We start from the raw sequence: 25,931 nt of genomic DNA, 5'->3' as shown, positions 1-25,931 counted from the left end.
GAAACGCGTCGAGCGGCATGGTTAGCTGCAGCCGTGATCACGAAGAGCGGGCGAGCCCGCCTGCTCGTATCCGGGGGGAGTAATAGATGGATCGTCGTTCATTTCTGCGGAAAGCCGGCGTCGCCGGCGCCGGCTCGGTTGCAGCAGCTGCAACCCTTGCCGCTCCGGCCATTGCGCAGAGCAATCCGAAGATCAACTGGCGCCTGACATCGTCGTTTCCGAAGTCGCTCGATACGATCTATGGCGGTGGCGAAGTGCTGTCGAAATATGTGTCGGAAGCCACCGACGGCAATTTCAACATCCAGGTATTTGCGGCCGGTGAAATCGTGCCTGGTCTGCAGGCGGCTGACGCAACCTCGGCCGGAACCGTCGAGGCGTGCCATTCCGTCGCCTATTATTATTGGGGCAAGGATCCGGTCTGGGCCTTGGGAGCTGCCGTTCCCTTTGCGCTCAATGCGCGCGGCATGAACGCCTGGCAGTATCACGGCGGCGGCATCGGTCTCTTCAACGAGTTCCTGGCGACCCAGGGGCTGATCGGCTTTCCGGCCGGCAATACCGGCGTGCAGATGGGCGGCTGGTTCCGCAAGGAAATCAACACGGTTGCCGATCTCAAGGGCCTGAAGATGCGCATCGGCGGCTTTGCCGGCAAGGTGGTCGAACGCCTCGGCGTCGTGCCGCAGCAGATCGCCGGCGGCGACATCTATCCCGCGCTCGAAAAAGGCACGATCGATGCGGCCGAATGGGTCGGCCCCTATGACGACGAGAAGCTCGGCTTCTACAAGGTGGCGCCCTACTACTACTATCCCGGCTGGTGGGAGGGTGGCCCGACCGTGCATGTCATGTTCAACAAGGCTGCTTATGAAGGCTTGCCGAAGGCCTATCAATCGCTGCTGCGCACGGCCGCTCAGGCGACGGACGCCAACATGCTGCAGAAATACGATTACCTGAACCCAGCCGCGATCAAGCGGGTCGTCGCCGAAGGCGCCAAGCTCAGGCCCTTCAGCACCGAGATCATGAATGCCTGCTTCGACAAGGCCAACGAGGTCTATGCCGAGATGGAAGCCAGCAACCCGACCTTCAAGAAAATCTGGGGCTCGATCAAGGACTTCCGCGGCCAGCACTATCTCTATACCCAGGTCGCGGAATACAGCTATGACGTCTACATGATGACGCTGCAGCGCGCCGGGAAGATCTGAGTGGCGCAATTGGAAGCATAGGTTTTTCCGGGCGGAGTTTGTCCAAAGCTCCGCCCGAAGAGATTGATGGCCGAGAACAACTACTTGCCGTTTCTCATGCGAAACGAAAATTCCTGTGGTTGATTAATATTTCAGCTCAATTCTCTCCTGCGTTGTTGCTAGCTACTATTGTCTCAACGCTGGGGAATTTTATGAACCGAAAACAATTTGCAATAATCGCCTTATTGCCACTTGCCGCTTGCGCCAAACGTCCCGATGCCATTGTTCCTACAGAAATTCCAATGGCTGCCTATTCCAACCTTGATTGCGCGGGCCTCACGCGAGAACTCAGTGCCGAGCAAGGAAAACTGACAGCCCTTTCGAAAGACCAGAACAATGCCGCCAACGGCGATGCTTTTGGTGTCTTCCTGGTCGGTGTACCTATGTCCAGCGTGACAGGGGGAGATAAGGAAGGCCTCATCTCCGTCACAAAAGGTAAGGTACTATCCATTCAAAATACGATGAAGGCCAAAGGCTGCAAATGATCCGCCGCCCGAAGTAGGCCAGGTAATATCTCGTGCCGGTATTATGGCGCGGATGAATACCTTCTCCTGAGAGGGAGAAGGTATTTTGCTTTTAATTAAACGACGGCGGCTGGCTGAGATCGTTGGCCGGCGGTTTTGGTTGATCGCCACCGTTGCCCTGTCCAGCCGGCTTGGCATCCAGCGGACTGCCGCCTGGCAGCTGCAGGCCCGGCAGGCCGAGGCCACCGCCATTGTCCTGAGCGGGGGCGCCGAAGCCCGGAACCTCGATCTTGATCGTGTTGGGATCGACACCCGTGCCCGCTCCCTTGTAGTGCATGACCATCTGCGGGAACATGATCGTTAACGCTACCATCAGAATCTGGATGCCGACGAAAGGCACCGAACCCCAATAGATCTGCCCGGTCGTAACAGGCGCGATCTGCTTGCCCGTGACCTTGTCGAGATAAGGAACGCGCGCTGCCACCGAACGGAGATAGAACAGCGCAAAGCCGAAAGGCGGATGCATGAAGCTCGTCTGCATGTTGACACCGAGCAGTACGCCGAACCAGATCAGGTCGATGCCGAGCTTATCGGCGGCAGGCGCCAACAGCGGCACGATGATGAAGGCAAGCTCGAAGAAATCCAGGAAGAACGCCAGAAAGAAGACAAGCGCGTTGACGGCAATCAGGAACCCGACTTCGCCACCAGGCAGCGACACCAACAGATGCTCGACCCAGACATGGCCGTTGACGCCATAGAAGGTCAGCGAAAAGACGCGCGAGCCGATGAGGATGAATAGCACGAAGGCCGAAAGCCGCGTGGTCGAGGTCAGTGCCGAGCGGATAACCTCCATGTTCAGCCGCCCCTTGGCAGCCGCCATTATGAGCGCGCCCACCGCCCCCATCGCACCACCTTCGGTCGGCGTCGCAATGCCGAGGAAGATCGTGCCGAGAACGAGGAAGATCAGTGCCAGCGGCGGGATGAGGACGATGATGACCTGCTGGGCCAGCCTGGACATCACGTTGAGCTTCATCCCCTTGTCGAGCACGGCGATCGCGTAGATGAAGGCAACGCCGACGGTTGCGCCGAGAATGTCGGCATTTTCGCCGTAGGTGGGCGTTAGATAAACGTGGGCCGCGTAGGCGACACCGGCGCAGATCAACAGGGCGACGAGCAGCGACGTGACGCCTGAGCCGAGCGAGCGAGCCTCCTTCGGCAATGCCGGCATGGAATTCGGCTTCACGATCGACATGATCAATACATAGAGCATGTAGAGACCGGTCAGCACGAGGCCGGGAATGAGAGCGCCGGCATACATGTCGCCGACGGAGCGGCCGAGCTGGTCGGCCAGCACGATCAGGACAAGCGACGGCGGAATGATCTGCGCCAGCGTACCGGAGGCGGCGATGACGCCGGATGCGACCCGCCGGTCATAGCCATAGCGCAGCATGATCGGCAGCGAGATCAGCCCCATCGCGATAACCGAGGCCGCCACGACGCCGGTGGTGGCCGCAAGCAGCGCACCGACGAAAATCACCGCATAGGCAAGGCCGCCGCGGATCGGCCCGAACAGCTGGCCGATCGTGTCGAGCAGGTCTTCGGCCATGCCGGATCGTTCCAGCACGATGCCCATGAAGGTGAAGAACGGAATCGCCAGCAACGTGTCGTTGGACATCACGCCCCAGAACCGATCCGGCAGCGCATTGAGAAGCGGCCAGGAGAGATTGATGGTGCCGCCAGAATAGGGTGCAAGCTCGACGCCAATCCAGAAGAACAGCAGCCCGTTGGCGGCGAGTGCGAAAGCAACGGGATACCCGAGAAGCAGGAAAATGATCAACGAGGCGAACATGATCGGTGCCATGTTCACGGCAATGAATTCGATCATCAGCGCGCCTCCCCGGCCGGGCTTTCGACGTCGAGCGGCGCATGTGTCGGCACATAGGGCGTCGGATCGTCCATATCGCCGCGCATGACGGCAATCTTCTTGATAATCTCGGAGATCCCCTGCAGCGCCAGCAGGAAGAAGCCCGCCAGCAGCAGCGCCTTGCCCGGCCAGATGATCAGGCCGCCGGCGCTCGAGGAAACTTCTCCGGACATAAAGGAGGTGCGGACATAGGGTACGAGATCATAGACCATCAGCAGCACGAAGGGCATCAGGAACAGGCAATGACCGAGCAGATCGATCCAGTGCTGCACCCGGCGCGACAGCGAGCCGTAGACGATGTCGATGCGGATATGCTCGTTCTGCCGGAGCGTATAGGCAGCGGCAAGCATGAAAGCTGCGCCGAACAGATACCATTGCGCTTCCAGCCACGCATTGGACGAGGTGTTGAAGACCTTGCGAACGATGGCGTTTCCGGCACTGACCAAGACGGCGACCAGGATGAGCCATGAGACTGATTTTCCAATGATCTCAGTCAAATAGTCAACGATTCGGCTGAAGCCGAGCAATGTTTTCATGATTTCCCCCCGCAGCGATTCTTCCCGGATCTTTTGGCTGCGCAGAGGAAGAGTGCCGATTTCAGGCTGTGAATCAAGAGCCGGCACTCGTTTTCCAAGCATGATGGCGCTTGGGCACTATGGCCCAACATTGGACCCAACACCTACCCTTGCGATTTGCCGCCCCTTGCCCGAATGTGGCATTCTGTTAAAGATCGCATCAATAATCATACTAATCGAGAGACACCCATGTCCCCCATCAAGCTTGCCATTGTCGGCGTCGGCAAGATCGTCCGCGATCAGCACCTTCCATCCATCGCGAACAATCCGGACTTCGAACTGATCGCTACGGCGAGCCGTCATGGCACCGTCGAAGGCATCCCCGCTTTCACTGCCATCGAAGCCATGCTCGATGCCGTGCCAGAGATCGACGCCGTTTCTCTCTGCATGCCGCCGCAATATCGCTATGAAGCGGCCTACAAGGCGCTGTCGGCCGGCAAGCATGTTTTCCTGGAGAAGCCGCCGGGCGCGACGCTTAGCGAAGTGACCGATCTCGAAAACCTGGCAAGAACCAAGGGCGTTTCGCTCTTTGCAAGCTGGCATTCGCGCTATGCACCGGCCGTGGAGGCTGCAAAGACCTTCCTCGCCAGCACCAATATCCGCAGCGCCCACGTGATCTGGAAGGAAGATGTCCGTCACTGGCATCCGAACCAGGAATGGATCTGGCAGGCCGGCGGGCTTGGTGTGTTCGATCCCGGCATCAATGCGCTGTCGATCGTGACCCACATTCTGCCGCCGCTCTTCCTGACCGGGGCGACGCTCGAGTTTCCGGAAAACCGCGATTCCCCGATCGCTGCCGACCTGCACTTCAAGAGCGGAGCCGGGCTTCCGGTTCATGCCGAATTCGACTGGCGCCAGACCGGCAAGCAGAGCTGGGATATCGTCGCCGAAACGGATGCCGGCCAGATGGTTCTGGCCGATGGCGGCTCCAAGCTTTCCGTCAACGGCGAGCTGAAGTTCTCGGCACCCGAGGCCGAATATCCCTCGCTCTATCGCCGTTTTGCCGAGATCGTCAAAGCCGGCACCTCCGATGTCGATGTCTCGCCGCTGCGCCACGTCGCCGACGCCTTCATGCTCGGCAAGCGCAAATTCGTCGACGCATTTTACGATTGATAGGCCTTTCCCGGTGAAGACAATGCGGCCTGCGACGTGCTAGCGTAGCGCATCGTCTTCATCGGAGAGATGCCTATGGCATCGGAGCATGATCAATCCTTTGGGCTCGGCGTCGGCAACAAGTCCGTCAAGCTAGCCGACCCGAACCAGAGCTGGCACGAAGCCTATTTGTTGGAGGAGTCTGCCATTCGCAAGGCTCTCGGCGACCTCGCCGTCGATGTCCAGCATTTCGGCAGCACCTCGATCCCGGCAATTAAGGCCAAGCCGATCATCGATATCGCCGTCGGTGTGCGGCGCTTCGAAGACGGGCTCGCCTGTGTCGAGCCGATGGCCTCCATCGGCTATGTCTATGCCGGTAGCCATATCGTGCCGGACGACCATATTTTCGGCCGCGATATCGAAGGGGATACCCGCACGCACCTGGTGCATGTGGTGGAATATGGTGGCCCGACCTGGCGCAACTTCCTCATCTTTCGTGACCGCTTGCGCAAGGAGCCGGATCTAGCGCATGCCTATGAGGCGCTGAAGGTCGAGCTTGCGGCAAAATATGCCAATGATCGTGCATCCTATACGGCGGCGAAGAAGGAATTCATCCAGAAGATCCTGTCGGAAGGCGCTTAGGGCACCTCTTCCATAAGGCGCGACAAGGTCAAGCCTTCTTTTCCCAACGACCATCCTGCGTCTGCTGCCAATAGGTGAGGTTATGCCCCTCGCCTTTCAGGCGCTTCCACTGGGCGCGTGCGCTTTCCAACTGCTCCTGATCGTAGCCGTCGAACATCAGCACGACGCGCTGATAGGCTCCGACATCCGTCGCCTCGGCGCCGTCAATGAAGAAACGCACGGTGGCACTATTTATATTGTCAGGTGAAATCGTCAGCAGCACGGGCTGGCGGCTTGCCATCTCATCGTCATCGATACCATGCGGCAGAAAGCTGTCTTCGCGATAGGTCCAAAGATGACTATCCAGGAGATCGCGCCGGGCCGGCTCGCGCATCTGCACGGCGACCTGCCAGCCGCGCTCGACACTCTTGTCGATCAGCGGTGGCAGGGCGTCTTCGAGCTTCGATTCGGTCAGGTGATAGAAGAGAACGTCGGTCATGGAGCCTCTTCTATCTTACAAAGACCGGCCGGTCACGATTCGTAGTTGGCACGCACCAGTTCATCCAACAGGCGCACGCCGAAACCGGAACCCCAGGACTGGTTGATCTCGTCCTGGACCGAGCCCATCGCCGTACCGGCGATATCGAGATGCGCCCAGGGCGTGTCGCCGACGAAGCGCTTGAGGAACTGGGCGGCGGTGATCGAGCCGGCATGGCGGCCGCCAGTGTTCTTCATGTCGGCGAACTTGCTGTCGATCATCTTGTCGTAATCCTTGCCGAGCGGCATGCGCCACAGGCGCTCGTCGGTCGTAAGGCCTGCCGCCGTCAGTTCGCCAGCCAGCTTGTCGTCGTTGCAGAACAGACCGGCCTGCAGATTGCCGAGCGCGACGAGGATCGCACCGGTCAGCGTCGCCAGATTGATCATGAATTGCGGCTTGAAGCGATCGTTCGTGTACCAGAGCGCATCGCAAAGAACGAGCCGGCCCTCGGCATCGGTATTGATGATCTCGATCGTCTGGCCGGACATGGAGGTGACGATATCGCCTGGGCGTTGCGCATTGCCATCGGGCATGTTTTCCACAAGACCGATGACGCCGATGGCGTTGACCTTCGCTTCACGCGCGGCAAGCGTATGCATGAGGCCGGTGACGGCTGCCGCGCCGCCCATGTCGCCCTTCATGTCTTCCATGCCGGCTGCCGGCTTGATGGAGATGCCGCCGGTATCGAAGACGACGCCCTTGCCGATGAAGGCGACCGGTTTGTCCTTCGCCTTGCCGCCCTTCCATTGCATGACCACCAGCCGCGGCGGGCGAGCCGAGCCTTGCGCGACGCCCAGCAGGGCCGCCATGCCGAGCCGGCGCATTTCGCGCTCCGTCAGGATCTCGATCTCGACGCCGAGCTTTTCCAATTCCTTGGCTTTGGCCGCAAACTCCACGGGGCCAAGTACGTTCGGCGGCTCGTTAACGAGATCGCGCGCGAGAATCACGCCGCCTGCCACGGCTTCGGAGGTCGCATAAAGCTTCTTGGCGGCTGCCGCCTCCTGGGTAATGATCGTCACCTTCACCGCCTTGCGGGAGGCCCCCTTCTCGTCTTCATCGCCCTTCTTGGTCTTGTAGGTATCGAAGCTGTAGGCACGCAGAAGCATGCCCAAGGCAAAATCAGCGGCCTCCTTCGCCCCGACTTCGACGTTGGATGCGTCGAGGAAGATCGCGACCTTATCCGTGTTGCGGATTTTTGCCGCAGCACTGCCGCCAAGCTTCAGCCAGTCGTGCGCCGTCAGGCCCTTGGCCTTGCCAGCGCCGATGACGATGATCCGGTCGACGGGCGACGCTTCGGGCGCGATGATATCCAGACTGCTCAGCGCTTTGCTCTTGAAGCCGGATACAGGCGCCGCCTTTGCGAAAACATTCGCCGGATCGACGCTCTCGGCACCAGCCGGCAACTCACTATCCGTGCCTTTCAGGAGAATGGCCAGACCGCCGCTGAGACGGGCCGACTTGGCAAAGGAAATCTCGAATTTCACAGACATTTCTGCTCCGATAAATATGCGTCGTAGTGAGAGAACTTTACACAACCATCATTCAAGGTCTGCTCAAGGAATACAAGCTTTTGGCGCGGCATTCCCTCTATAAGCCGGCCGGCGGCTTCAAATCCCTGTCATTTAGCGCAGCTAGATTGCACGCGATGGTGTTTTAGCCGCCATAGGCGGCACAATTCTTGTCGGAAAGCCGCCTTGATCATAGATTTCAACAGCCTCAATCGCGAAGATCGTTTCCCGGAGATTTTGCGGCCGCGCACGGCGGGTGATGCCTTCATCGCCCTCTTCTGTCTCTGGTGGGCTTTGCTGGGTCTGTTTTCACTTTTTCCACAGATCGATCTCGGCGTCGCGAATATGTTCTTCCAACCGCAGCAATGCCTTGGAAGCACCAAGCCTGACCAGATCTGTGGCATTTTCCCCTATAGCGGCGATCGTCACATGCAGTTGCTGCGGGACGTGTTCTTTCAGCTGCCCTATGTCGTCGCCTTCGTGCTGCTCTGGATGCTTCTCAGATGCTGGCAGGATCACGGCGCGACCTTCAACGCGCTCAGAGCCCGCAATCTCAAGGTCGCGCTCGGCTCCTTGCTCCTAGGCCCGGTGCTGATCGTCAATCTGTGGCTGAAAGCCTTCTCAGGGCGCCCACGCCCGCGACAGACGGATCTCTTCGGCGGCGCGTTCGATTTCGTGCATGCAGGGTCTTTCGCCGGCAAATGTGTCAGCAACTGTTCGTTCATCTCGGGCGAAGCGGCGGCGGCGGGCTGGCTATTCTGTCTGATCCTCATCATTCCGCAGCCGTTCCGATCGGCGGCCGCCCTGCCGATCGCGGCAGTTTCGCTGCTGATTCCAGCACTTAGAGTCGCCTTTGGCGGACACTATCTCTCCGATGCCGTCCTCGGCTGGCTCTCCTCGCTTGTGATCTTCGCCGCCCTGCTGGCTCTATCCCAAACGACACACGACAGAAGAATCTCGGAAAATTAACGAATTTTTTTCGAGTTGGTTGTCGCCAAAAAAACGTAAACAGCGTAGAGGAGGGTGAATCTCTGTCGGCTCGTTCGGCAGCTGTTGCGTTTAAGGGCCGGCATGAAGTTATTCGAGACATATATCGTACGGCGTGTCGGTATGATGTTCCTGGTAGCGCTGCTGCCGGTGCTCGCCATTATCTGGACCACGCAGGTCCTGCAGCGCATCAATCTCGTGACCGATAGCGGCCAGTCTATGGGCTCGTTCGCAAAGCTCGCGACGCTCATCCTGCCGACGATCATTCCGATCGTTCTACCTTTCGCATTGGTCATCGGCATCACGCAGACCTTGACGGCCATGAACAGCGATTCCGAGCTGACCGTCATGGAAGCTGCTGGCGCGAAGCGCAGCATCATCATCCGACCGATCATGATTCTCGCCATCGCGATCAGCGTGTTCTCCTTTTTCGTCGACAATGTCGTAGAGCCGAGAGCGCGTGTCGCCGCCCGCCAGATGGTGGCCGAGGCCTATGCCGATCTTCTGTCCACCGTGATCGAAGAGAAGAACTTCCGGCGCATCGAGGATGGACTCTATGTACAGATCTCGCAGCGCCTGTCGGGACGAATCCTGAAGGGGCTGTTCGTGGTCGATTCCCGCGATCCAGCCTTTGATCTCATCTATTATGCGAAGGAAGGCGCCGTCGACCCAAGCGGCACATCGCTGCTGATGAAAGACGGTGAAGTTCACCGCAAAACGCCCGACGGCAGCGTCTCGGTCATCAAGTTCGATTCCTACTCCTTCGACCTGTCGGATATGACGCAAAGCCGTGGCCAGGCTAATGCGCGAGCCAGCGACCGCAGCCTTGGCTTCCTCTTCAATCCGGACACGAACGATCCCGACTACAAGCAAAGACCTGGCGATTACCGCGCCGAATTGCATCGCCGCCTCAACGACTGGGCGCTGCCGGCAATCTTTGCGCTGATATCGCTTGTCATCGCCGGTGACGCGCGGTCACATCGTGAGGCGCGGTTGCATCCGATGGTGTCGGCGCTGACCATATCCTTCGCGCTGCGCTGGGCAGATTTCTATGCTGCCAACCAGATCGACAATTCGACCAAGTTCATCGGCGTTCTCTACGCAATCAATATCATCGCAGCGCTTATCGCGATCATCCTCTTGCTGCGGAACCGGAAGATGACGATGCCGGTCTCAATCCGCAACCGCCTCAGCAACTGGCGACAAAGAGTTCAGGACCGCATGCCGACGGCACCAGGCAGCTCGAACGGGGGCGGTGCATGATTTTCGGCACGCTCGGGCGCTACTTCTTCACGCGTTACATCGTGACGACGTTCTGGTTCTTCCTCGGCGTCATCTCGATCGTTTATCTCGTCGATTTCAGCGAGACCGCTGGACGGCTTGCCGGTCTGCCCGGATATACCGTCTCCATCGGTTTGCTGATGACGGCGGTCAGACTGCCGTTCATCCTTCAGCAGACAGTGCCGTTCATCGCGCTCTTCGTGGGCATGACGGTATTGATCGCCCTCAACCGCCGCCGTGAACTGGTGATCGCGCGCGCGGCAGGCATCTCCGTCTGGCAGTTCATGATGCCTTTCGTTATGGGTGCTTTCTGCGTCGGGCTTCTGACCATGCTCGCCCTCAACCCGGTAGCGGCATGGGGCCAGCGGCATGCGGAGGCGATCGAAGCCGATCTGCGCGGCGACCCGTCCTACCGCAATACACTTTCGATCCCGTGGCTGCGCCAGTCCAACGGGAAAGACGACACGATCATCGGTGCCAAGGCCATTCTGAACAACGGAACGACACTGACAGGCGTCGTGTTTATCCACTTCGATTCACAGGGAAATATCGTCCTGCGGCAGGACGCGGACTCGGCAAAATTGGAAGATGGTTACTGGCTTCTTAACAATGTCGTCGAACGGCGACCGGGAGAAATTCCGGATCATAAGAGTTCGATACAAGTCCGTACGAATCTGAAACAGGATTTCGTCTCGCAACGTTTGGCTCAACCGGAAACCATTGCTTTTTATGATCTTTCTAATCGAATAAAGGTCGCTCGCTCCTTCGGGATCTCGACCAACGCACTTGAGACACAGTTTCATTCGCTTCTGTCACAGCCGTTCCTTCTGGTGGCAATGACGCTGATTGCGGCAACTGTGTCCCTAAAATTCAGTAGATTCAATCAATCGCGCTCTGTGATTCTGGGTGGAATCCTCTCCGGCTTCGTGCTTTATGTTGTCACCGTGCTTGTAAAGGCATTCGGGAGCAGCGGAGTGGTTCCTCCCTATGTGGCGACATGGATACCCGTGATCGTCGCATTGGCATTCGGGGCAACGATCCTGCTTCATCAGGAGGACGGCTAAGTGGCGGCAGGCAACCGCAAGAGTATCAGAAAGTATGTGGCTGCCCTCGTTACGGGCACGGCCGCGTGTGCATATATTTTGAGTCCGGTCGTCGCTTACGCCCAGGCCAATAATAGTAATGCCAACACCAACAATGGCGGCGCCGGTGCTGCGACCTCTCCTATCAAGGTGAAGGTGCCGGAAGGCGCTAAGCTAGTCCTTTCGTCCAACGAACTGGTCTACAACAAGGATACGCAGATCGTCACCGCGAGCGGTGCGGTCCAGATCAACTATGGCGGCTACAGGATGGTCGCCCAGAAGGTCGAGTATAATCAGAAGTCTGGGCGGATGACGGCTCTCGGCAATGTCGAGCTGATTACCCCGGACGGCAATCGCATGTACGGTGACAAAATGGACGTCACCGACAGCTTCTCCGACGGCTTCGTGAACGCCCTGCGCATCGAAATGCCTGACAACACCCGTATGGTCGCCGAAAAGGGCGAACGGGTCGGCGGCAATCAGCTGATTCTAACAAAGGGTGTCTATACCGCTTGCATGGCCTGTTCTGAGCAGGGCCGTGCGCCGCTGTGGCAGGTCAAGGCCCAGCGTGTCGTCCAGAACGGCGTAACGCACACGATCCGTCTCGAGCATGCCCGCTTCGAGCTGTTCGGCCTGCCGATCGCCTATGTTCCGTGGATCACGGTTCCCGACAATACGGTCAAGCGCAAGTCGGGCTTTCTGTTCCCATCGGTGAGCGTTTCTCAGCGTCTCGGCGTCGGCGTGACGGTTCCTTATTATTACGTCATCTCGCCGAGCATGGATGCTACGGTCACAGCAACGGGCTACACCAATCAGGGTCTGTTGCTCCAAGGTGAGTTCCGCCAGCGCTTCGAGAACGGCACCCATACCCTGCGTGTTGCCGGCATCAGCCAGATGAAACCGGACGCCTTCACAGCCGGTACAACCGATGCCGAGCATAAAACTCGCGGCATGATCAGCTCCAAGGCGGATTTCAGGATCAATCCTCGCTGGACTTTCGGCTGGGACGTGATGGCGCAGAGCGACAATAACTTCTCGCGCACCTATGGCCTGGATGGTCTCAACCAGAGCACCCATACGAACCAAGCCTATTTGACCGGCATCGGGAAGCGCAATTTCTTCGATATGCGCGCCTTCTACTATAACGTGCAGGACACGGACAACAACGCCACTGCGCAGAAACAGCAGGCATACGTCTATCCGAGCGTCGACTATCACTATGTCGACCCGAAGTCGGTCTATGGCGGCGAACTGTCCGCGACGATGAATTTCACGCATCTGTCGCGTGACAAGACATCCTTCCTCGACGCCACGAGCTCTCTTGGTGACTCCAGCCTGAATGACCGCTACCTCGGTCTTGCCGGAGATTATACGCGCCTGAGCACCGAGGTGCAGTGGCAGCGTACCTTCACCACGGATCAGGGCCTCGTTTTGACGCCACTGGCGGCACTTCGTGGCGACGTCTACGGCCTCGACATGAACGGGCCTGCGGCCGGCACCTACTCCGGCAACTATGACAATAGCGACTATGCCGCGCGCGGCATGGCGACGCTCGGCCTCGAAGCGAAGTATCCGTTCCTCATCACGACGAGCAACAGCACGCACGTGTTCGAGCCGATCGCACAGATCTATGTGCGTCCGGACGAGCAGCTTGCCGGGCGGCTGCCCAACGAGGACGCGCAGAGCTTTGTCTTCGATGCAACCAACCTGTTCGATCGTGACAAGTTCTCGGGCTTCGACCGCGTCGAGGGCGGCACGCGTGCCAATGTCGGGTGGCGCTACACGGGTAGCTTCGACAATGGCTACAAGTTGCAGCACATTTTCGGCCAGTCCTATCAGCTCGCCGGACGAAACTCGTTCGCATCGACCGATCTAGCTGGCGTAGGTTCGGATTCGGGACTTGAAACTACCCGTTCCGACTATGTCACCATGTTCGGCTTGACGACGCCGCAGGGTATTTCGCTGTCGCAGTCCTACCGCTTCGACGAGAAGGATTTTGCCTTCCGTCGCGGGGATACGGCAGTCGGCTTCTCGAACGATGTGTTCCAGACATCCTTGATCTACACGCATATTGCTGCCCAGCCGCAGTATGGCTTCACCAGCAACCAGGACGAAATCCAGACGCGTGCGCAGATCAAGTTCAAGGAATACTGGTCGGTCTTCGGCACGGTCAGCTACGACCTCAACAGCAATGATATTACCCGTCAGGGCGTCGGTCTTTCCTACGAGGACGAATGCACGATCTTCACCGTGTCATTCCTCGACAAGAAGGATACGACCGCCAGTTCGGCAAGCGACTGGTCGATCGGCGCCCGCCTAACCTTCCGTACGCTTGGCGATGTCAACCTCGGCAGCGTTCAGGACGCAACGTTCTGATAGAGTTCGAAACTGCACGGAGCCGGCTTCACCGCCGGCTCTTTTGCGTTGATGCAGCTTGCCGCTGCCGGCGTCATTGTTTCGCCGCAAGGATTTTGCAATTCATCGCGCTTGATGTAGACATGTGGCGCAAAGCTGCCGTATTGCGCGACAGACATGCCAAAACGGCGCAATGCTGGCAGGAAATACCTTTGGGAAGGGGTAGTTGATGTTTTCTGGAAAGACACCGATGCGCGCTCTGCTGTTCGGAGCCGCAGCCTTGGTTATGGCGAGCTTCGCCGTGCCGAGCAGCGATGTTGCTTTCGCAGCAAGCGAAGTGAAGGTCCTCGTCAATAGCCAGGTGATCACATCCGGCGACATTGCCAAGCGCGTCGCCTTCCTCAAATTGCAGCGCCAGAAAGGCGATCTGAACAAGCTCGCCAAGGATCAGCTTGTCGACGAAACGCTGAAGCGTGCCGAGATCTCTCGCTTGCGCATGTCCGTTTCGACGACGGACGTCGATGCTGCCTTCGGCCGTTTCGCCTCCAGCAACAAGATGACGCCGGCGCAGCTCGGCCAAATTCTTGAAAAGGCCGGCGTCGGTGTCGATCACTTCAAATCCTATATCGCGGTTTCCATGAGCTGGCCGCGGGTCGTCAATGCACGCTTCGGCGCAAGAAGCCGGATGTCGAACGACGATCTCGTGACGCGCATGACGGAAAACAAGACGAAGCCGGTCACGACGGAGTATTTCCTGAAACAGATCGTCTTCGTCGTCCCGGTTGCAAAGCGCAACGCCATTCTGAACCAGCGCAAATCCGAGGCCGAGGCATCGCGATCCAAATTCCCGGGCTGCGACCAGGCGAAGGTCTTTGCCGCAACCATGCATGACGTCTCCGTCCAGGATCTCGGCCGCGTGCTCGCGCCGGAGGTTCCGGAAATGTGGAAGCCGCTGCTGGAAAAAGCATCCGGCAACACCACAGCTCCGATCGTGACCGATCGTGGCGTCGAATATGTTGCCATTTGCTCGCAGCGCCAGGTGAACGACGACGTTGCCGCCGCTGCCGTATTCCGTGCCGAGGATATCGGCAAGGACAAGGCAACGGGTGTGAGCGCCAACGACAAGAAATACATGGATGAGCTGCGCTCCAAGGCGCAGATCGTCTATCGCTGATTGACGATGCCACCGCGCTCTTCTCTCCCCCTCGCGCTCACGCAGGGGGATCCGGCCGGCATAGGTCCCGATATCACGCTCGCCGCCTGGCTCCGCCGCGGCGAGCTGGATTTACCGCCCTTCCTGTTTCTTGGCGATGCTGCCGTGCTTGCGGCACGGGCCTCGCAGCTCGGCCTGACCGTACCGCTCGCAATCGCCGATCCGGCGAATGCAAGCGGCATCTTTCCCGATGCGCTGCCGATCCTGCCGATCGAGGCCGGAATGGATGTGATCGCGGGCGAACCGCATGTGGCGACCGCCAAGGGCACGATTGCCGCCATCGAAACAGCCGTTTCCCTCAGCATGAGCGGCCGGACATCTGCCGTCGTCACCAACCCGATCGCCAAATCGGTGCTCTACGACGCCGGCTTCGGCTTTCCCGGCCATACGGAGTTCCTGGCGGATCTCGCAACGCGTGCGACCGGAAAGCCGGTCATGCCCGTGATGCTGCTTGCCGGTCCGAAGCTTCGTGCCATCCCGGTGACCATCCATATTCCGCTGAAGGAGGTGCCTGAAGCGCTGACCTCCGATCTGATCGTCGAAACCTGCCGGATCACTGATCATGATCTGCGCAGCCGGTTCGGCATTTCCAAGCCACGCCTTGCGGTTGCCGGCCTCAATCCGCATGCCGGAGAGAATGGCGCACTCGGCAAGGAAGACGACGAAATCGTCCGGCCAGCGATCGATAGGCTCCGCTCCGAGGGCATCGACGCTTTCGGCCCCCTGCCCGCCGACACCATGTTCCATGACGAAGCCCGTCGGCGTTACGATGTCGCCGTCTGCATGTACCACGATCAGGCCTTGATTCCCGCCAAGGCCCTTGGCTTTGACGATTCCGTCAATGTCACGCTCGGCTTACCTTTTGTCCGCACGTCCCCGGATCACGGCACGGCCTTCGGCATCGCCGGCAAGGGCATTGCCAAGGAGGACAGTCTGGTGGCCGCCCTCAAGCTGGCGAGTGAGATCAGCAGCAAGACCGGAAATAATCGCTGATGGCTGCACTGGATGGCCTGCCACCCCTTCGTGACGTGATCCAACGCCATGGCCTGGATGCACGCAAGGCGCTTGGCCAGAATTTCCTTCTCGACCTTAATCTGACCCAGAAGGTCGCGCGCACAGCCGGATCACTCGAGGGCGCTACCGTCTTCGAGGTCGGGCCTGGGCCGGGCGGCCTCACGCGCGCCATCCTGGCGCTCGGCGCCGCCAAGGTCATCGCCGTCGAGCGCGATGCGCGCTGCCTGCCGGCACTGGCGGAAATCGCCGATCACTATCCCGGCCGGCTTGAGGTGATCGAAGGCGATGCGCTGAAGACGGATTTCGCCGCCCTTGCCCCGCAAGGACCGGTCAAGATCATCGCCAACCTGCCCTATAATGTCGGGACACAGCTTCTGGTGAACTGGCTCCTGCCCGCGCAATGGCCGCCCTTCTGGCAATCCCTGACCCTGATGTTCCAGAAGGAAGTCGGCCAGCGGATCGTGGCGCAGGAGGATGACGATCACTATGGCAGGCTCGGCGTGCTCTGCGGCTGGCGGACTAAAGCCCACATGGCCTTCGACATATCCCCGCAAGCCTTCACACCGCCGCCGAAGGTCACGTCGACGGTGGTGCATCTGACGCCGAACGAAAACCCAATTCCCTGCGCCGTCGACAAGCTGGAGAAGGTCACGCAGGCAGCCTTCGGCCAGCGTCGCAAGATGCTGCGCCAGAGCCTGAAGCCGCTTGGCGGCGAAGCGCTGCTGCTGAAGGCCGATATCGACCCGCAGCGCCGCGCCGAAACGCTTTCGGTGGAAGAATTCTGCCGGCTGGCGAATTGCCTGTAAGCTTAAAGCTTCGGCGTTTCTTCCAGCAAATCCCGAACGAAATCGAACATGCCATGTCGCCGGTCGCGACGCAGGCGTTCGGCCTTGACGATCGACTGAACGGCATTGAAGGCCAGGGTCAGGTCGTCATTGATAATGACATAATCATATTCGCGCCAATGGGCGATTTCGGCCCTTGAATTTGCAAGACGCCTGGCGATCACCTCTTCCGAATCCTCGGCGCGGCGATGCAGGCGCGATTGCAGTTCGGTCATGGTTGGCGGCAACACGAAGATGGAGACGACATCGGCCGGCATCTTCTCCTGCAGCTGCTGGGCACCCTGCCAGTCGATGTCGAAGAGCATGTCGCGACCTTCCGCCATCGCAACCTCTACCGGCTCGCGCGGCGTGCCGTAGAAATTGCCATGCACCTCGGCCCATTCGAGCAAGGAGTCGGAATCGCGAAGACGCTCGAATTCGCGCTGCGAGACGAAATGATAGTGAACGCCTTCGATCTCGCTCGGCCGCCGCTGTCGGGTCGTGACGCTAACAGAGAGGCTGACTTCGCCATCCTTCTCCAGCAGGTTACGCGCGATCGTGGATTTGCCTGCGCCTGACGGTGAGGAGATGGCAAGCATCAGCCCACGGCGGGCGATCGGAATGGATGTGGATGTCGCCGGCTTCATGGCCTACTCCAAATTCTGGACCTGTTCGCGGAACTGGTCGATTACCACTTTCAGCTCGATGCCAGCGGCCGTCACGGCCGCTGCATTCGATTTCGAACAGATGGTATTCGATTCCCGGTTAAATTCCTGTGCAAGAAAATCAAGCTTGCGGCCGACGGGGCCACCCTTCGACATGAGATCGCGCGCAGCAGCCACATGCGCCTTCAGACGATCGATCTCCTCACGCAGATCGGCCTTGGTGGCGAGAAGGGCAGCCTCGGCATGAAGCCGATCACGGTCGAGACCCGACGAGCCGTCCAGAAGCATTGCAACCTGCGTCGCCAATCTCGCGGCAATTTCCTGTGGCGAGCGGGAGGGATCGCGCTCGACCGTTGATGTCAGTGTCTCGATCGTCGCGACATGGCCATGCAGAACCTTGCCGAGTGCATCGCCCTCCTGCCGGCGCATGTCGCGGAGATCGCCAAGTGCTGCCTCAAGGCCGGCCATGATATCGGCGTCGCGTGCAGCGACCGCATCCTCATCCTCTTCGGCTTCCTTGAATTCTACCAGTCCGCGCACAGCCATCAGGCTTTCCAGCCGCAGCGGCGCGGGATCGACGATGCCGACCAACTGATCGCGCAGCGCCAGAACCGCCGTCAGCGCATCCTGGTTGACGACCACCTCGACACGGCTCTCCTCCACGGAGAGCGACAGGCTGACCTGAAGATTGCCGCGTGAGAGCCGATCGGCAATCGACTTGCGGACATCCGTTTCGAGGCGCTCCAGGCCCGGCGGCAAGCGCAGGCGGACATCCAGCCCCTTGCCGTTAACCGAACGCAGCTCCCATACCCAGCGGCCACGACCACTCGTTCCCTCACGCCGGGCAAAGCCGGTCATGGACTGCAATGCCATGCAAGCCTCCGATAGTTCCTATCCCCAATCCAACGAAAATCTTCGGATTATGGGCCAATGTAAAGTGAATCCGCGCCGGGCTCTCTATCCAGACCACGACGCGGTGAGGATTAGTTGGTCTTTTTCTTCTGCTGCGCGCCCGAGCCAGGGGCTACGGCAGCATCATCAGGCTGGCCATCAACGGCAATGGCGCTGGGATCTTCGCCCTTTTCCGCAACGAGCTTGCGCCAGCGTCTGACATTGGCATTGTGCTCATCCAGCGTCGCTGCAAAGACATGCCCGCCGGTGCCGTCAGCCACGAAATAGAGGTCCTGCGTCTTCCAGGGGTTGGCGACGGCCTCCAGAGCATCCTTGCCCGGATTCGCGATCGGCGTCGGCGGCAAACCCTTGATAAGATAGGTATTATAGGGCGTGTCCTTCTTCAGGTCCGACTGATAGATCGGGCGATCGGACGGCTTTCCCTCACCACCGAAGAGGCCATAGATGACTGTAGGATCAGACTGCAGGCGCATGCCCTTGCCCAGTCGATTCAGGAAGACCGACGCGACATGGGCGCGCTCGTCCGCCAGGCCGGTTTCCTTCTCCACGATGGAAGCCAGCGTGATGAAATCCTGCTTGTTGGCCAGCTGGACGCTCGAATCGCGCTTCTCCCAGATCTGGTCGACCAGCTTCGTTTGTGCCGCCGCCATCTGCTGAATGATTTCGGTGCGCTTGGTGCCGCGCGTGAATTTATAGGTGTCCGGTCTCAGGCTGCCTTCCGGCGGCAAAGCCGACGGCAGATCGCCTTCCAGCACGACATCGGCCTGCAGTTTGTTGAACATCTGCCGCACGGTGAGCCCTTCCGGCAAAGTGACCGAATAGAGGATCGACTTGCCGGACTTCAGCAGCTCCATGATGTCCTTCATGGAAGCGCCGGCCTTGATTTCGTATTCGCCGGCACGAAGGGTTTCGCCATCATGCAGATAGGTGGCCGTCAGCCAGCGAAAGATGCGCTGATCCGTGATGATGTTGTTGGATTCCAGACGATTGGCGATCTCGCTGAGACCGGCGCCATTGCGAACGATGAAATTGGTATTGGTCGTCAGCGGACCGGGACCCTGATAGATCGAAAACGCGTAATAAGCACCGCCGATAGCGGCAACGGCGACAAAAACCGCCAGCGTCATCAGGAAGTTCAGGAAGATGACCATCTGACTGCGGGCTTTGCGCGAACGCTTCGGCGGATCCGGAACACGCTCCGGACGCAGGGCCTCATTGGCCGATTTCGGGATAATCGGTCCTTTCTGCCCGTTCGCAGTTCCGTTGCTCTGGTTCGTATCGCTCACCGGCAATCCCTTCCCTTTTGTCATTGCCTGCTCTTTGGCCAAGCAATGCGGCAAAAAGCAGGTTCAGAAGATAAGGCGGAACTTCAGGCTCCGACTTCGACCGATCAGACGTCCGCACCGTATTCCCGAGAAAGACGAAGGCGCAGCAACAATCAAGGATGCGGGCGAGATTGCCGCAAGGCACTCTCGCCCCAACAGTTACGCGTTGTTATTAAGCCTCATAGCGGCGCAGGACAAGCGACGCATTCGTGCCGCCGAAGCCGAAGGAGTTCGACAGCGCGACGTTGATTTCGCGCTTGCGGGCCTTGTGCGGAACGAGATCGATGGCGGTCTCGCGCTCCGGATTATCCAGATTGAGCGTCGGCGGGGCGATATTGTCGCGAATGGCGAGCGTTGCGAAGATCGCTTCGATGGCGCCAGCGGCGCCGAGAAGATGGCCGGTCGCCGACTTGGTGGACGACATGGAAATCCTCGGCGCGGCATCCCCGACCAGCCGCTCGACAGCGCCAAGCTCGATCGTATCGGCCATGGTCGATGTGCCATGGGCATTGATGTAATCGATATCGGCCGGGGTCAGGCCGGCGCGCTTCAGCGCGGAGGTCATGCAGCGGAAAGCACCTTCGCCGTCCTCCGACGGAGCGGTGATGTGATGCGCATCGCCCGAGAGACCGTAGCCGACGACTTCGGCGTAAATCTTGGCGCCGCGCGCCTTGGCATGTTCCAGCTCTTCGAGAACGACGACACCGGCACCCTCGCCCATGACGAAGCCGTCACGATCGCGGTCATAGGGGCGCGAGGCCTTCTGCGGCGTATCGTTGTAGTCCGTCGACAGCGCCTTGCAGGCGGCAAAGCCCGCGAGCGAGATACGGCAGACCGGGGCTTCGGCGCCACCTGCCACCATGACATCGGCATCGCCGAGCATGATCAGGCGGGCGGCATCGCCGATCGCGTGTGCACCGGTCGAGCATGCGGTGACGACCGCATGGTTCGGGCCGCGCAGCTTGTGACGGATCGAAACCTGGCCGGACACGAGATTGATGAGGCGACCGGGGATGAAGAAGGGCGAAATGCGGCGCGGACCCTTGTCGCGCAGCGTATAGCCGGCTTCGACGATGCCTTCGAGGCCACCGATGCCCGAGCCGATCATGACGCCCGTTGCAATCTGATCCTCATCCGTTTCCGGATGCCAGCGTGCATCGGCCAGCGCCATATCGGCGGCTGCCATGCCATAGATGATGAAGGGATCGACCTTGCGCTGTTCCTTCGGCTCCATCCAATCGTCGGCATTGAAGGTGCCGTCGGTGCCATCGCCGACAGGGATGCGGCAGGCAATCTTTGCCGCGAGATCTTCGACCTCGAATTCGGTCACGAGGCGTGCGCCATTGTGCCCAGCGAGCAAACGCGTCCAGGACACCTCAGTGCCACAGCCCAAAGGTGATACCATGCCGGTACCCGTGATAACGACACGTCTCATCGCCCGCAGACCCCCGTCTTTTTATGATGATATGCGTATGAACTTGCTTCGTCCGGCTTCGCCGGACGAAATAGGGCGGACTCTTCAGCCCGCCCCTTCAAAAAGCGCGAAAGATTAGGCCTGAGCCTTTTCAATGAACTTTACCGCGTCGCCGACCGTCAGGATCGAGTCAGCAGCGTCGTCCGGAATTTCAACGCCGAATTCTTCTTCGAAGGCCATGACCAGTTCGACGGTGTCGAGCGAGTCCGCACCCAGATCGTCGATGAAGCTTGCGCTTTCAACAACCTTGTCGGCGTCAACGCCAAGATGATCAACAACAATTTTCTTTACGCGTTCTGCGATATCGCTCATGTCGGTTTCCTCGACCTTATGTCCTGATGAGAATGCCTTGTGACATCCCTACCCTAATTCAAACCTGCAGCATCTGTTCCGACGCCGCTGGCAAACCCGTTCAACCCGGCATTGAGATCCGGCCCAGCGCCTTGAATGTGGCCCAGTCCGCCTGAATTTTCCGGACGACTGTTCACAGTCATGGCCCGCTTAACACGGTTTAAGTCCGTCGCAAAGCCAGAAAATAGCCGGCTCCGGGTTGCTCAACATGCTATTGGAGGGAAAGTTCCCTTCAACAGCAATTCCTTTAGATCATCGCCATGCCGCCGTTGACATGGATCGTCTGACCCGTGACGTAGCTTGCTTCCGAGGAAGCGAGATAGGCGACGGCGGAAGCGACTTCCGCGCCCGTGCCCATGCGCTTCATGGGGATGGCGCCCATGATGGCTTCCTTCTGCTTGTCGTTCAGCTTGCCCGTCATCGCGCTTTCGATGAAGCCGGGGGCAACGCAGTTGACCGTGACGTTGCGGGTCGCGATTTCCTGCGCCAGCGACTTGGTGAAGCCGATCATGCCGGCCTTGGAGGCACAGTAGTTCGCCTGGCCGGGATTGCCGGTCACGCCAACAACGGAGGTGATGTTGATGATGCGGCCATAGCGGCGGCGCATCATCGGATGGGTCAGCTCGCGTGTCAGGCGGAAGACGGCGGTCAGGTTGACTTCCAGCACGGCGTCCCAGTCCTCGTCGCTCATGCGAACGAACAAGCCGTCCTTGGTGATGCCGGCATTGTTCACGAGAATATCGACGCCGCCGAGCTCTTCCTCAGCCTTGGCGCCGAGCGCCTTGACCTCGTCGCGGTCCGACAGGTTGGCCGGGAAAATCTTGACGCGATCGCCGAGTTCGGAGGCCAGCGTCTCGAGCTTTTCGACGCGCGTGCCGTGCAGGCCGACGATGGCGCCCTGCTTGTGCAGGAGCCGGGCAATTTCTTCGCCGATGCCACCGGATGCACCGGTTACCAGGGCCTTGCGGCCGGTCAAATCAAGCATGTGTGTCCCTCGTTCCTTGAATATGTCAGCCGAGCAATGCGGCGAGCGCCGTGTCGATATCAGCGGCATTGTTGACGGTGATGCCGTTGACCGTCTTGTCGATACGACGAGCGAGGCCCGTCAGCACCTTACCGGCGCCAATTTCATACAATGTTGTCACATTGTTGGCGGCAAACCATTCCACCGTCTCACGCCAGCGCACCTGACCGGTGACCTGCTCGACGAGAAGTTTGGCGATCTCCTCGGCATCAGTGACCGGAGCCGCCCGGACATTGGCGATGACAGGCACGACCGGATTGGACTTGGCAACCCCGGCCAGCGCCTCGCGCATGGCATCTGCGGCCGGCGCCATCAGCGTCGAATGGAAGGGTGCGGAAACCGGCAGCAGAATGGCGCGCTTTGCGCCCTTGGCGGTCGCAAGCTCGGCCGCCTTTTCGACCGGAGCCTTCTCGCCGGAGATGACGATCTGGCCGCCGCCATTGTCGTTGGCGATCTGGCAGGCGCCGAGCGCGGATGCTTCAGCACAGACGGCAATGACATCGGCATGTTCGAGCCCGATGATCGCGGCCATGGCGCCGACGCCAACGGGCACTGCCGCCTGCATGGCGTTGCCGCGGATGCGCAGCAGGCGTGCCGTGTCGGCAAGCGAGAAGGTGCCGGCGGCACAGAGCGCGGAATATTCACCGAGCGAGTGGCCGGCGACATAGGCGACCTTGCTCTTCAGATCGAGGCCACGCGCCTGTAGCACGCGGATCACGGCCATCGACACGGCCATCAACGCCGGCTGCGCATTGGCCGTTAAGGTCAGCGTTTCCTCCGGGCCGTTGAAGATGACGTCGGAGAGCTTTTCACCGAGCGCTTCATCGACTTCCTCGAAGACGGCGCGCGCTTCGGCGAAATTGTCGGCAAGGTCCTTGCCCATGCCGACGGCTTGGCTGCCCTGGCCGGGAAATGTGAAAGCAACAGTCATTATAAAGCGTCCTTTTGGGGGTCGTTTTGCTTCCCAATGACATTGTTTGCGGCGGAGTCAATAGTGCAAGCCCTGCAGCCACAGGCTTTTGCGGCTGCGAAGCGCAATGATTTTTTTCTTGCGCTCGCTCAGATCAGGCCTAAATTCTCGCCACCTCATTCATTTTGGCTTTCTCCCATCCCCCAAGGTTTTCCCATGAAATATAAGAATTTAGGCCGCACCGATATTTCCGTTTCGCAGATTTGCCTGGGCACGATGACCTGGGGCACGCAGAACAGCGAAGCCGAAGCGCATGAGCAGATGGACTATTCCGTCAACAAAGGCATCAATTTCTTCGACACGGCCGAAATGTATCCGACGACGCCTGTTGGCCCAGAGACGCAAGGCCGCACGGAAGAATATATCGGCACCTGGTTCGAAAAGACCGGCAAACGAAAGGATGTCGTGCTCGCCACCAAGGTCGCCGGCCCGGGTCGCGAATATCTGCGCGGGGGACAGGGTCCGGATGCCGCCAATATCAATGCGGCTGTTGATGCCAGCCTGAAGCGGCTGAAGACCGATTATATCGACCTCTACCAGGTCCACTGGCCGAACCGCGGCCATTTCCATTTCCGGCAGAACTGGCGCTACAATCCCTTCAATCAGGATCGTGAGAAGGTGATCGCCGAGATCACCGAGATCCTGGAGACGATGGGTGAGCTGGTGAAAGCCGGCAAGATCCGCGCCATCGGCCTGTCGAACGAAACGACCTGGGGCATCCAGAAATATCTGACGATTGCCGAGCAGAAGGGCCTGCCGCGCGTCGCCACCACGCAGAACGAATACAACCTGCTCTACCGGCATTTCGACCTTGATCTGGCCGAGCTTTCGCATCACGAAGATGTCGGCCTGCTTGCCTATTCGCCGCTTGCCGGCGGCATCCTCACCGGGAAATATGTCGGCGGCGCCCGCCCGGCCGGCTCGCGCGGCTCGATCAACCAAGACATCGGCGGCCGCCTGCAGCCGCTGCAGGAACCGCCCGTAAAGGCTTATCTGGAAATCGCCGCCAAATACGGCATCGACCCGTCGAAGCTGGCACTGGCCTACTGCCTCACCAAGCCCTTCATGGCTTCGGTCATCATCGGTGCGACGACGATGGCGCAGCTGGAAACCGATATCGCCTCGGCTTATGTGACGCTACCGGAAGAGGCATTGGCCGAGATCGAGCAGGTGCATCGCAAGTATCCGATGCCGATGTGAAGAGTGCGCCGGTAGGATTCAAAATGAAGAAGCGGGCAAGTTTGTCCGCTTATTCGGCTGTTGCGGTGGGAGCGCCGCAGCAGATTTCGCGAACGTAGTTGTTGCCGTGGGTGATAATTGCACTGAGGGGGATCTTTTTACTCCCCATAAGGTGCTGATATACCAGCGGGGCGATATTTTTATCGTAGGCGTCCTTAATGGTAATGGCATACCGGCCCTGGACGGTCAAATGGACGGCCATGGGAGGGTTTTCCCCCTTGGCCAACTGTACAGCAGTCTTCAACAACGGATCGACGGCTATTTCGATATATTGTTTGCCAAAGCGATTTTCTTCGAATTCGCGCACCCACACCGACGTCTGACGCATATAGCCTGACTTTTTGCCGATCGATACACGATACCAGTCGCCGATGCTCTTCTTGATCGTCAACTCGCTCCCATTGGGAAAAGTGGCAATCGTCTTGGCGCTCATGTCCCGGCTGGTCTTTAGCAGGGCCGCCCCTGTGTCGTCTTGAACAATGCCGCTTCTTGGGATTGGAACTTGCAGAAGCGGCGAATCCTCGCTCAGTGGCTGAGCTGCCTTACGCGCTTCAGCACTCGCCGGCGGAGCCTTGTTGGACGACGGCTTTGCTTCGAACTCCTGAAGCTCCTGATATGACACGGTCGTTACCCGAAACTGCGTCATTTCGCTCGAGGACAGGTAGCGCATATCGTTTCTGTCGTACTTGAGCGTGAGTTGCAGCAAACCCGGATCGACGCCCATTTCATTCATGTAGGCGATCACATCAGCGGTCTGTTGCTGTACGGCTGCAACAGCAGCCTCGACGTCCATCCCTTTTGTATCGCTGAACGAAGATTTGTGAACGCCGATCGAGCCCGGGTGGGCAAAACGACCTACTCCGCCAAGAAATGACAGGGAACAAGCTGAGGAGCATTCGGCGCTTCTTACAGCGAGTGTGCTGAGCCCCAGAGATCTAATCAGCCGACCGAGTTCCAATGCTTTGTAGACATTTCCACCGCCGCTATTGAAGCCGACGTAAATAGCATGGCTGGAAACAGCCTTATCGCGAAATAGGCTCAAATCATCGTCGGCCTCGAAGCTGCCATTCACCGTGATATAGGTAATTCCGTCATCCGCGGTTCGAACGTCGTAGCTCAACTGTGCCGCAGCATCCTGACCGAGAAGGGCAAGGCCCAAAGCAACGCCCCCCAAAGCAAAACTTTTCCTTACTATTCTCACAGCCCGCCCCCATCTCAGCCAAGCCATGAATTCCATAGGTCCAGTTGCTTCACAAGT

Annotated in this window: 25 protein-coding genes; 12 read left to right on the top strand and 13 right to left on the bottom strand. The window is 59.2% G+C overall.

Annotated features, from left to right (window positions below):
- Positions 1-86: 86 nt before the first annotated feature.
- The gene (locus GA0061100_RS07830) at positions 87-1,196 is read left to right on the top strand and encodes a TRAP transporter substrate-binding protein (protein WP_075852180.1); all 1,110 of its coding nucleotides are present in this window, start codon (positions 87-89) and stop codon (positions 1,194-1,196) included.
- A gap of 191 nt (positions 1,197-1,387) precedes the next feature.
- Positions 1,388-1,720, top strand: coding sequence for a hypothetical protein (locus GA0061100_RS07825; protein ID WP_075852179.1), 333 nt, complete (start codon positions 1,388-1,390; stop codon positions 1,718-1,720).
- A 91-nt stretch (positions 1,721-1,811) separates the two neighbouring features.
- On the opposite strand, the gene GA0061100_RS07820 is transcribed toward GA0061100_RS07825, so the two are convergent.
- The gene (locus GA0061100_RS07820; RefSeq protein ID WP_075852178.1) at positions 1,812-3,584 is read right to left on the bottom strand and encodes a TRAP transporter large permease; all 1,773 of its coding nucleotides are present in this window, start codon (positions 3,582-3,584) and stop codon (positions 1,812-1,814) included.
- A complete protein-coding gene (locus tag GA0061100_RS07815; protein WP_075852626.1) occupies positions 3,584-4,159 on the bottom strand; it encodes a TRAP transporter small permease subunit in 576 nt (191 codons plus the stop codon). The genes GA0061100_RS07820 and GA0061100_RS07815 overlap by 1 nt, the downstream gene beginning before the upstream one ends.
- Positions 4,160-4,387: 228 nt before the next feature.
- Between GA0061100_RS07815 and GA0061100_RS07810 the strand changes: the two genes are divergently transcribed.
- Together GA0061100_RS07810 and GA0061100_RS07805 are read left to right on the top strand one after the other, a co-directional pair.
- The gene (locus GA0061100_RS07810; RefSeq protein WP_075852177.1) at positions 4,388-5,311 is read left to right on the top strand and encodes a Gfo/Idh/MocA family protein; all 924 of its coding nucleotides are present in this window, start codon (positions 4,388-4,390) and stop codon (positions 5,309-5,311) included.
- Between the two features lie 75 nt (positions 5,312-5,386).
- The gene (locus GA0061100_RS07805; protein WP_075852176.1) at positions 5,387-5,932 is read left to right on the top strand and encodes a GrpB family protein; all 546 of its coding nucleotides are present in this window, start codon (positions 5,387-5,389) and stop codon (positions 5,930-5,932) included.
- Between the two features lie 28 nt (positions 5,933-5,960).
- On the opposite strand, the gene GA0061100_RS07800 is transcribed toward GA0061100_RS07805, so the two are convergent.
- A complete protein-coding gene (locus GA0061100_RS07800; RefSeq protein ID WP_075852175.1) occupies positions 5,961-6,410 on the bottom strand; it encodes a DNA polymerase III subunit chi in 450 nt (149 codons plus the stop codon).
- Between the two features lie 32 nt (positions 6,411-6,442).
- Positions 6,443-7,939, bottom strand: a complete 1,497-nt coding sequence (locus tag GA0061100_RS07795) for a leucyl aminopeptidase (RefSeq protein ID WP_075852174.1) — start codon at positions 7,937-7,939, stop codon at positions 6,443-6,445.
- A gap of 204 nt (positions 7,940-8,143) precedes the next feature.
- On the opposite strand from GA0061100_RS07795, the gene GA0061100_RS07790 reads away from it, so the two are divergent.
- From GA0061100_RS07790 to GA0061100_RS07775, 4 genes are all read left to right on the top strand, one after another.
- A complete protein-coding gene (locus tag GA0061100_RS07790; RefSeq protein WP_075852173.1) occupies positions 8,144-8,926 on the top strand; it encodes a phosphatase PAP2 family protein in 783 nt (260 codons plus the stop codon).
- A 102-nt stretch (positions 8,927-9,028) separates the two neighbouring features.
- On the top strand, positions 9,029-10,207 hold the full coding sequence (gene lptF, locus GA0061100_RS07785) for an LPS export ABC transporter permease LptF (protein WP_075852172.1): 1,179 nt from the start codon (positions 9,029-9,031) through the stop codon (positions 10,205-10,207).
- Positions 10,204-11,289: an LPS export ABC transporter permease LptG gene (lptG, locus tag GA0061100_RS07780; protein WP_075852171.1), complete on the top strand. Its 1,086-nt coding sequence runs from the start codon at positions 10,204-10,206 to the stop codon at positions 11,287-11,289. Before lptF ends, lptG begins: the two co-directional genes overlap by 4 nt.
- Complete coding sequence (locus tag GA0061100_RS07775) at positions 11,290-13,683, top strand: LPS-assembly protein LptD (protein WP_075852170.1); 2,394 nt, start codon at positions 11,290-11,292, stop codon at positions 13,681-13,683.
- On the opposite strand, the gene GA0061100_RS34825 is transcribed toward GA0061100_RS07775, so the two are convergent.
- The gene (locus GA0061100_RS34825) at positions 13,665-13,910 is read right to left on the bottom strand and encodes a hypothetical protein (RefSeq protein ID WP_167459814.1); all 246 of its coding nucleotides are present in this window, start codon (positions 13,908-13,910) and stop codon (positions 13,665-13,667) included. The genes GA0061100_RS07775 and GA0061100_RS34825 overlap by 19 nt on opposite strands.
- Between GA0061100_RS34825 and GA0061100_RS07770 the strand changes: the two genes are divergently transcribed.
- From GA0061100_RS07770 to rsmA, 3 genes are read left to right on the top strand one after another with little or no spacing between them, the layout of a single operon-like run.
- Positions 13,892-14,836 carry a SurA N-terminal domain-containing protein gene (locus GA0061100_RS07770; RefSeq protein WP_075852169.1) on the top strand — a complete coding sequence of 315 codons (945 nt, stop codon included), beginning with the start codon at positions 13,892-13,894 and terminating at the stop codon, positions 14,834-14,836. The two genes, GA0061100_RS34825 and GA0061100_RS07770, sit on opposite strands and share 19 nt — an antisense overlap.
- Before the next feature lie 6 nt (positions 14,837-14,842).
- Complete coding sequence (gene pdxA / locus GA0061100_RS07765; RefSeq protein ID WP_075852625.1) at positions 14,843-15,868, top strand: 4-hydroxythreonine-4-phosphate dehydrogenase PdxA; 1,026 nt, start codon at positions 14,843-14,845, stop codon at positions 15,866-15,868.
- The gene (gene rsmA, locus GA0061100_RS07760; protein ID WP_075852168.1) at positions 15,868-16,695 is read left to right on the top strand and encodes a 16S rRNA (adenine(1518)-N(6)/adenine(1519)-N(6))-dimethyltransferase RsmA; all 828 of its coding nucleotides are present in this window, start codon (positions 15,868-15,870) and stop codon (positions 16,693-16,695) included. Before pdxA ends, rsmA begins: the two co-directional genes overlap by 1 nt.
- Positions 16,696-16,697: 2 nt before the next feature.
- On the opposite strand, the gene gmk is transcribed toward rsmA, so the two are convergent.
- From gmk to fabD, 7 genes are all read right to left on the bottom strand, one after another.
- Positions 16,698-17,360, bottom strand: coding sequence for a guanylate kinase (gmk, locus tag GA0061100_RS07755; RefSeq protein ID WP_075852167.1), 663 nt, complete (start codon positions 17,358-17,360; stop codon positions 16,698-16,700).
- A 3-nt stretch (positions 17,361-17,363) separates the two neighbouring features.
- Positions 17,364-18,251 carry a YicC/YloC family endoribonuclease gene (locus tag GA0061100_RS07750; RefSeq protein ID WP_075852166.1) on the bottom strand — a complete coding sequence of 296 codons (888 nt, stop codon included), beginning with the start codon at positions 18,249-18,251 and terminating at the stop codon, positions 17,364-17,366.
- 110 nt (positions 18,252-18,361) lie between these two features.
- Complete coding sequence (mltG, locus tag GA0061100_RS07745) at positions 18,362-19,576, bottom strand: endolytic transglycosylase MltG (RefSeq protein ID WP_075852165.1); 1,215 nt, start codon at positions 19,574-19,576, stop codon at positions 18,362-18,364.
- 211 nt (positions 19,577-19,787) lie between these two features.
- A complete protein-coding gene (gene fabF, locus GA0061100_RS07740; protein WP_075852164.1) occupies positions 19,788-21,050 on the bottom strand; it encodes a beta-ketoacyl-ACP synthase II in 1,263 nt (420 codons plus the stop codon).
- Positions 21,051-21,164: 114 nt separating this feature from the next.
- A complete protein-coding gene (locus GA0061100_RS07735) occupies positions 21,165-21,401 on the bottom strand; it encodes an acyl carrier protein (RefSeq protein WP_004122114.1) in 237 nt (78 codons plus the stop codon).
- Between the two features lie 286 nt (positions 21,402-21,687).
- Positions 21,688-22,425, bottom strand: coding sequence for a 3-oxoacyl-[acyl-carrier-protein] reductase (gene fabG, locus GA0061100_RS07730; RefSeq protein WP_015339359.1), 738 nt, complete (start codon positions 22,423-22,425; stop codon positions 21,688-21,690).
- Positions 22,426-22,450: 25 nt separating this feature from the next.
- Positions 22,451-23,395 (bottom strand): ACP S-malonyltransferase, encoded by a 945-nt coding sequence (gene fabD / locus GA0061100_RS07725; RefSeq protein ID WP_075852163.1) that lies wholly within the window; start codon positions 23,393-23,395, stop codon positions 22,451-22,453.
- Positions 23,396-23,590: 195 nt separating this feature from the next.
- On the opposite strand from fabD, the gene GA0061100_RS07720 reads away from it, so the two are divergent.
- A complete protein-coding gene (locus GA0061100_RS07720) occupies positions 23,591-24,634 on the top strand; it encodes an aldo/keto reductase (RefSeq protein ID WP_075852624.1) in 1,044 nt (347 codons plus the stop codon).
- A 49-nt stretch (positions 24,635-24,683) separates the two neighbouring features.
- Here GA0061100_RS07720 and GA0061100_RS07715 read toward each other — a convergent pair whose 3' ends face one another.
- Positions 24,684-25,832, bottom strand: a complete 1,149-nt coding sequence (locus tag GA0061100_RS07715) for a hypothetical protein (protein WP_244557783.1) — start codon at positions 25,830-25,832, stop codon at positions 24,684-24,686.
- Positions 25,833-25,931 lie beyond the last annotated feature (99 nt).

The sequence above is a fragment of the Martinezella hainanensis genome (genome assembly GCF_900094555.1).
GTDB lineage: Bacteria > Pseudomonadota > Alphaproteobacteria > Rhizobiales > Rhizobiaceae > Rhizobium > Rhizobium hainanense.
The sequence above is the reverse complement of the archived record's forward strand: the minus strand, read 5'-3'. Positions and strand labels throughout refer to the sequence as shown.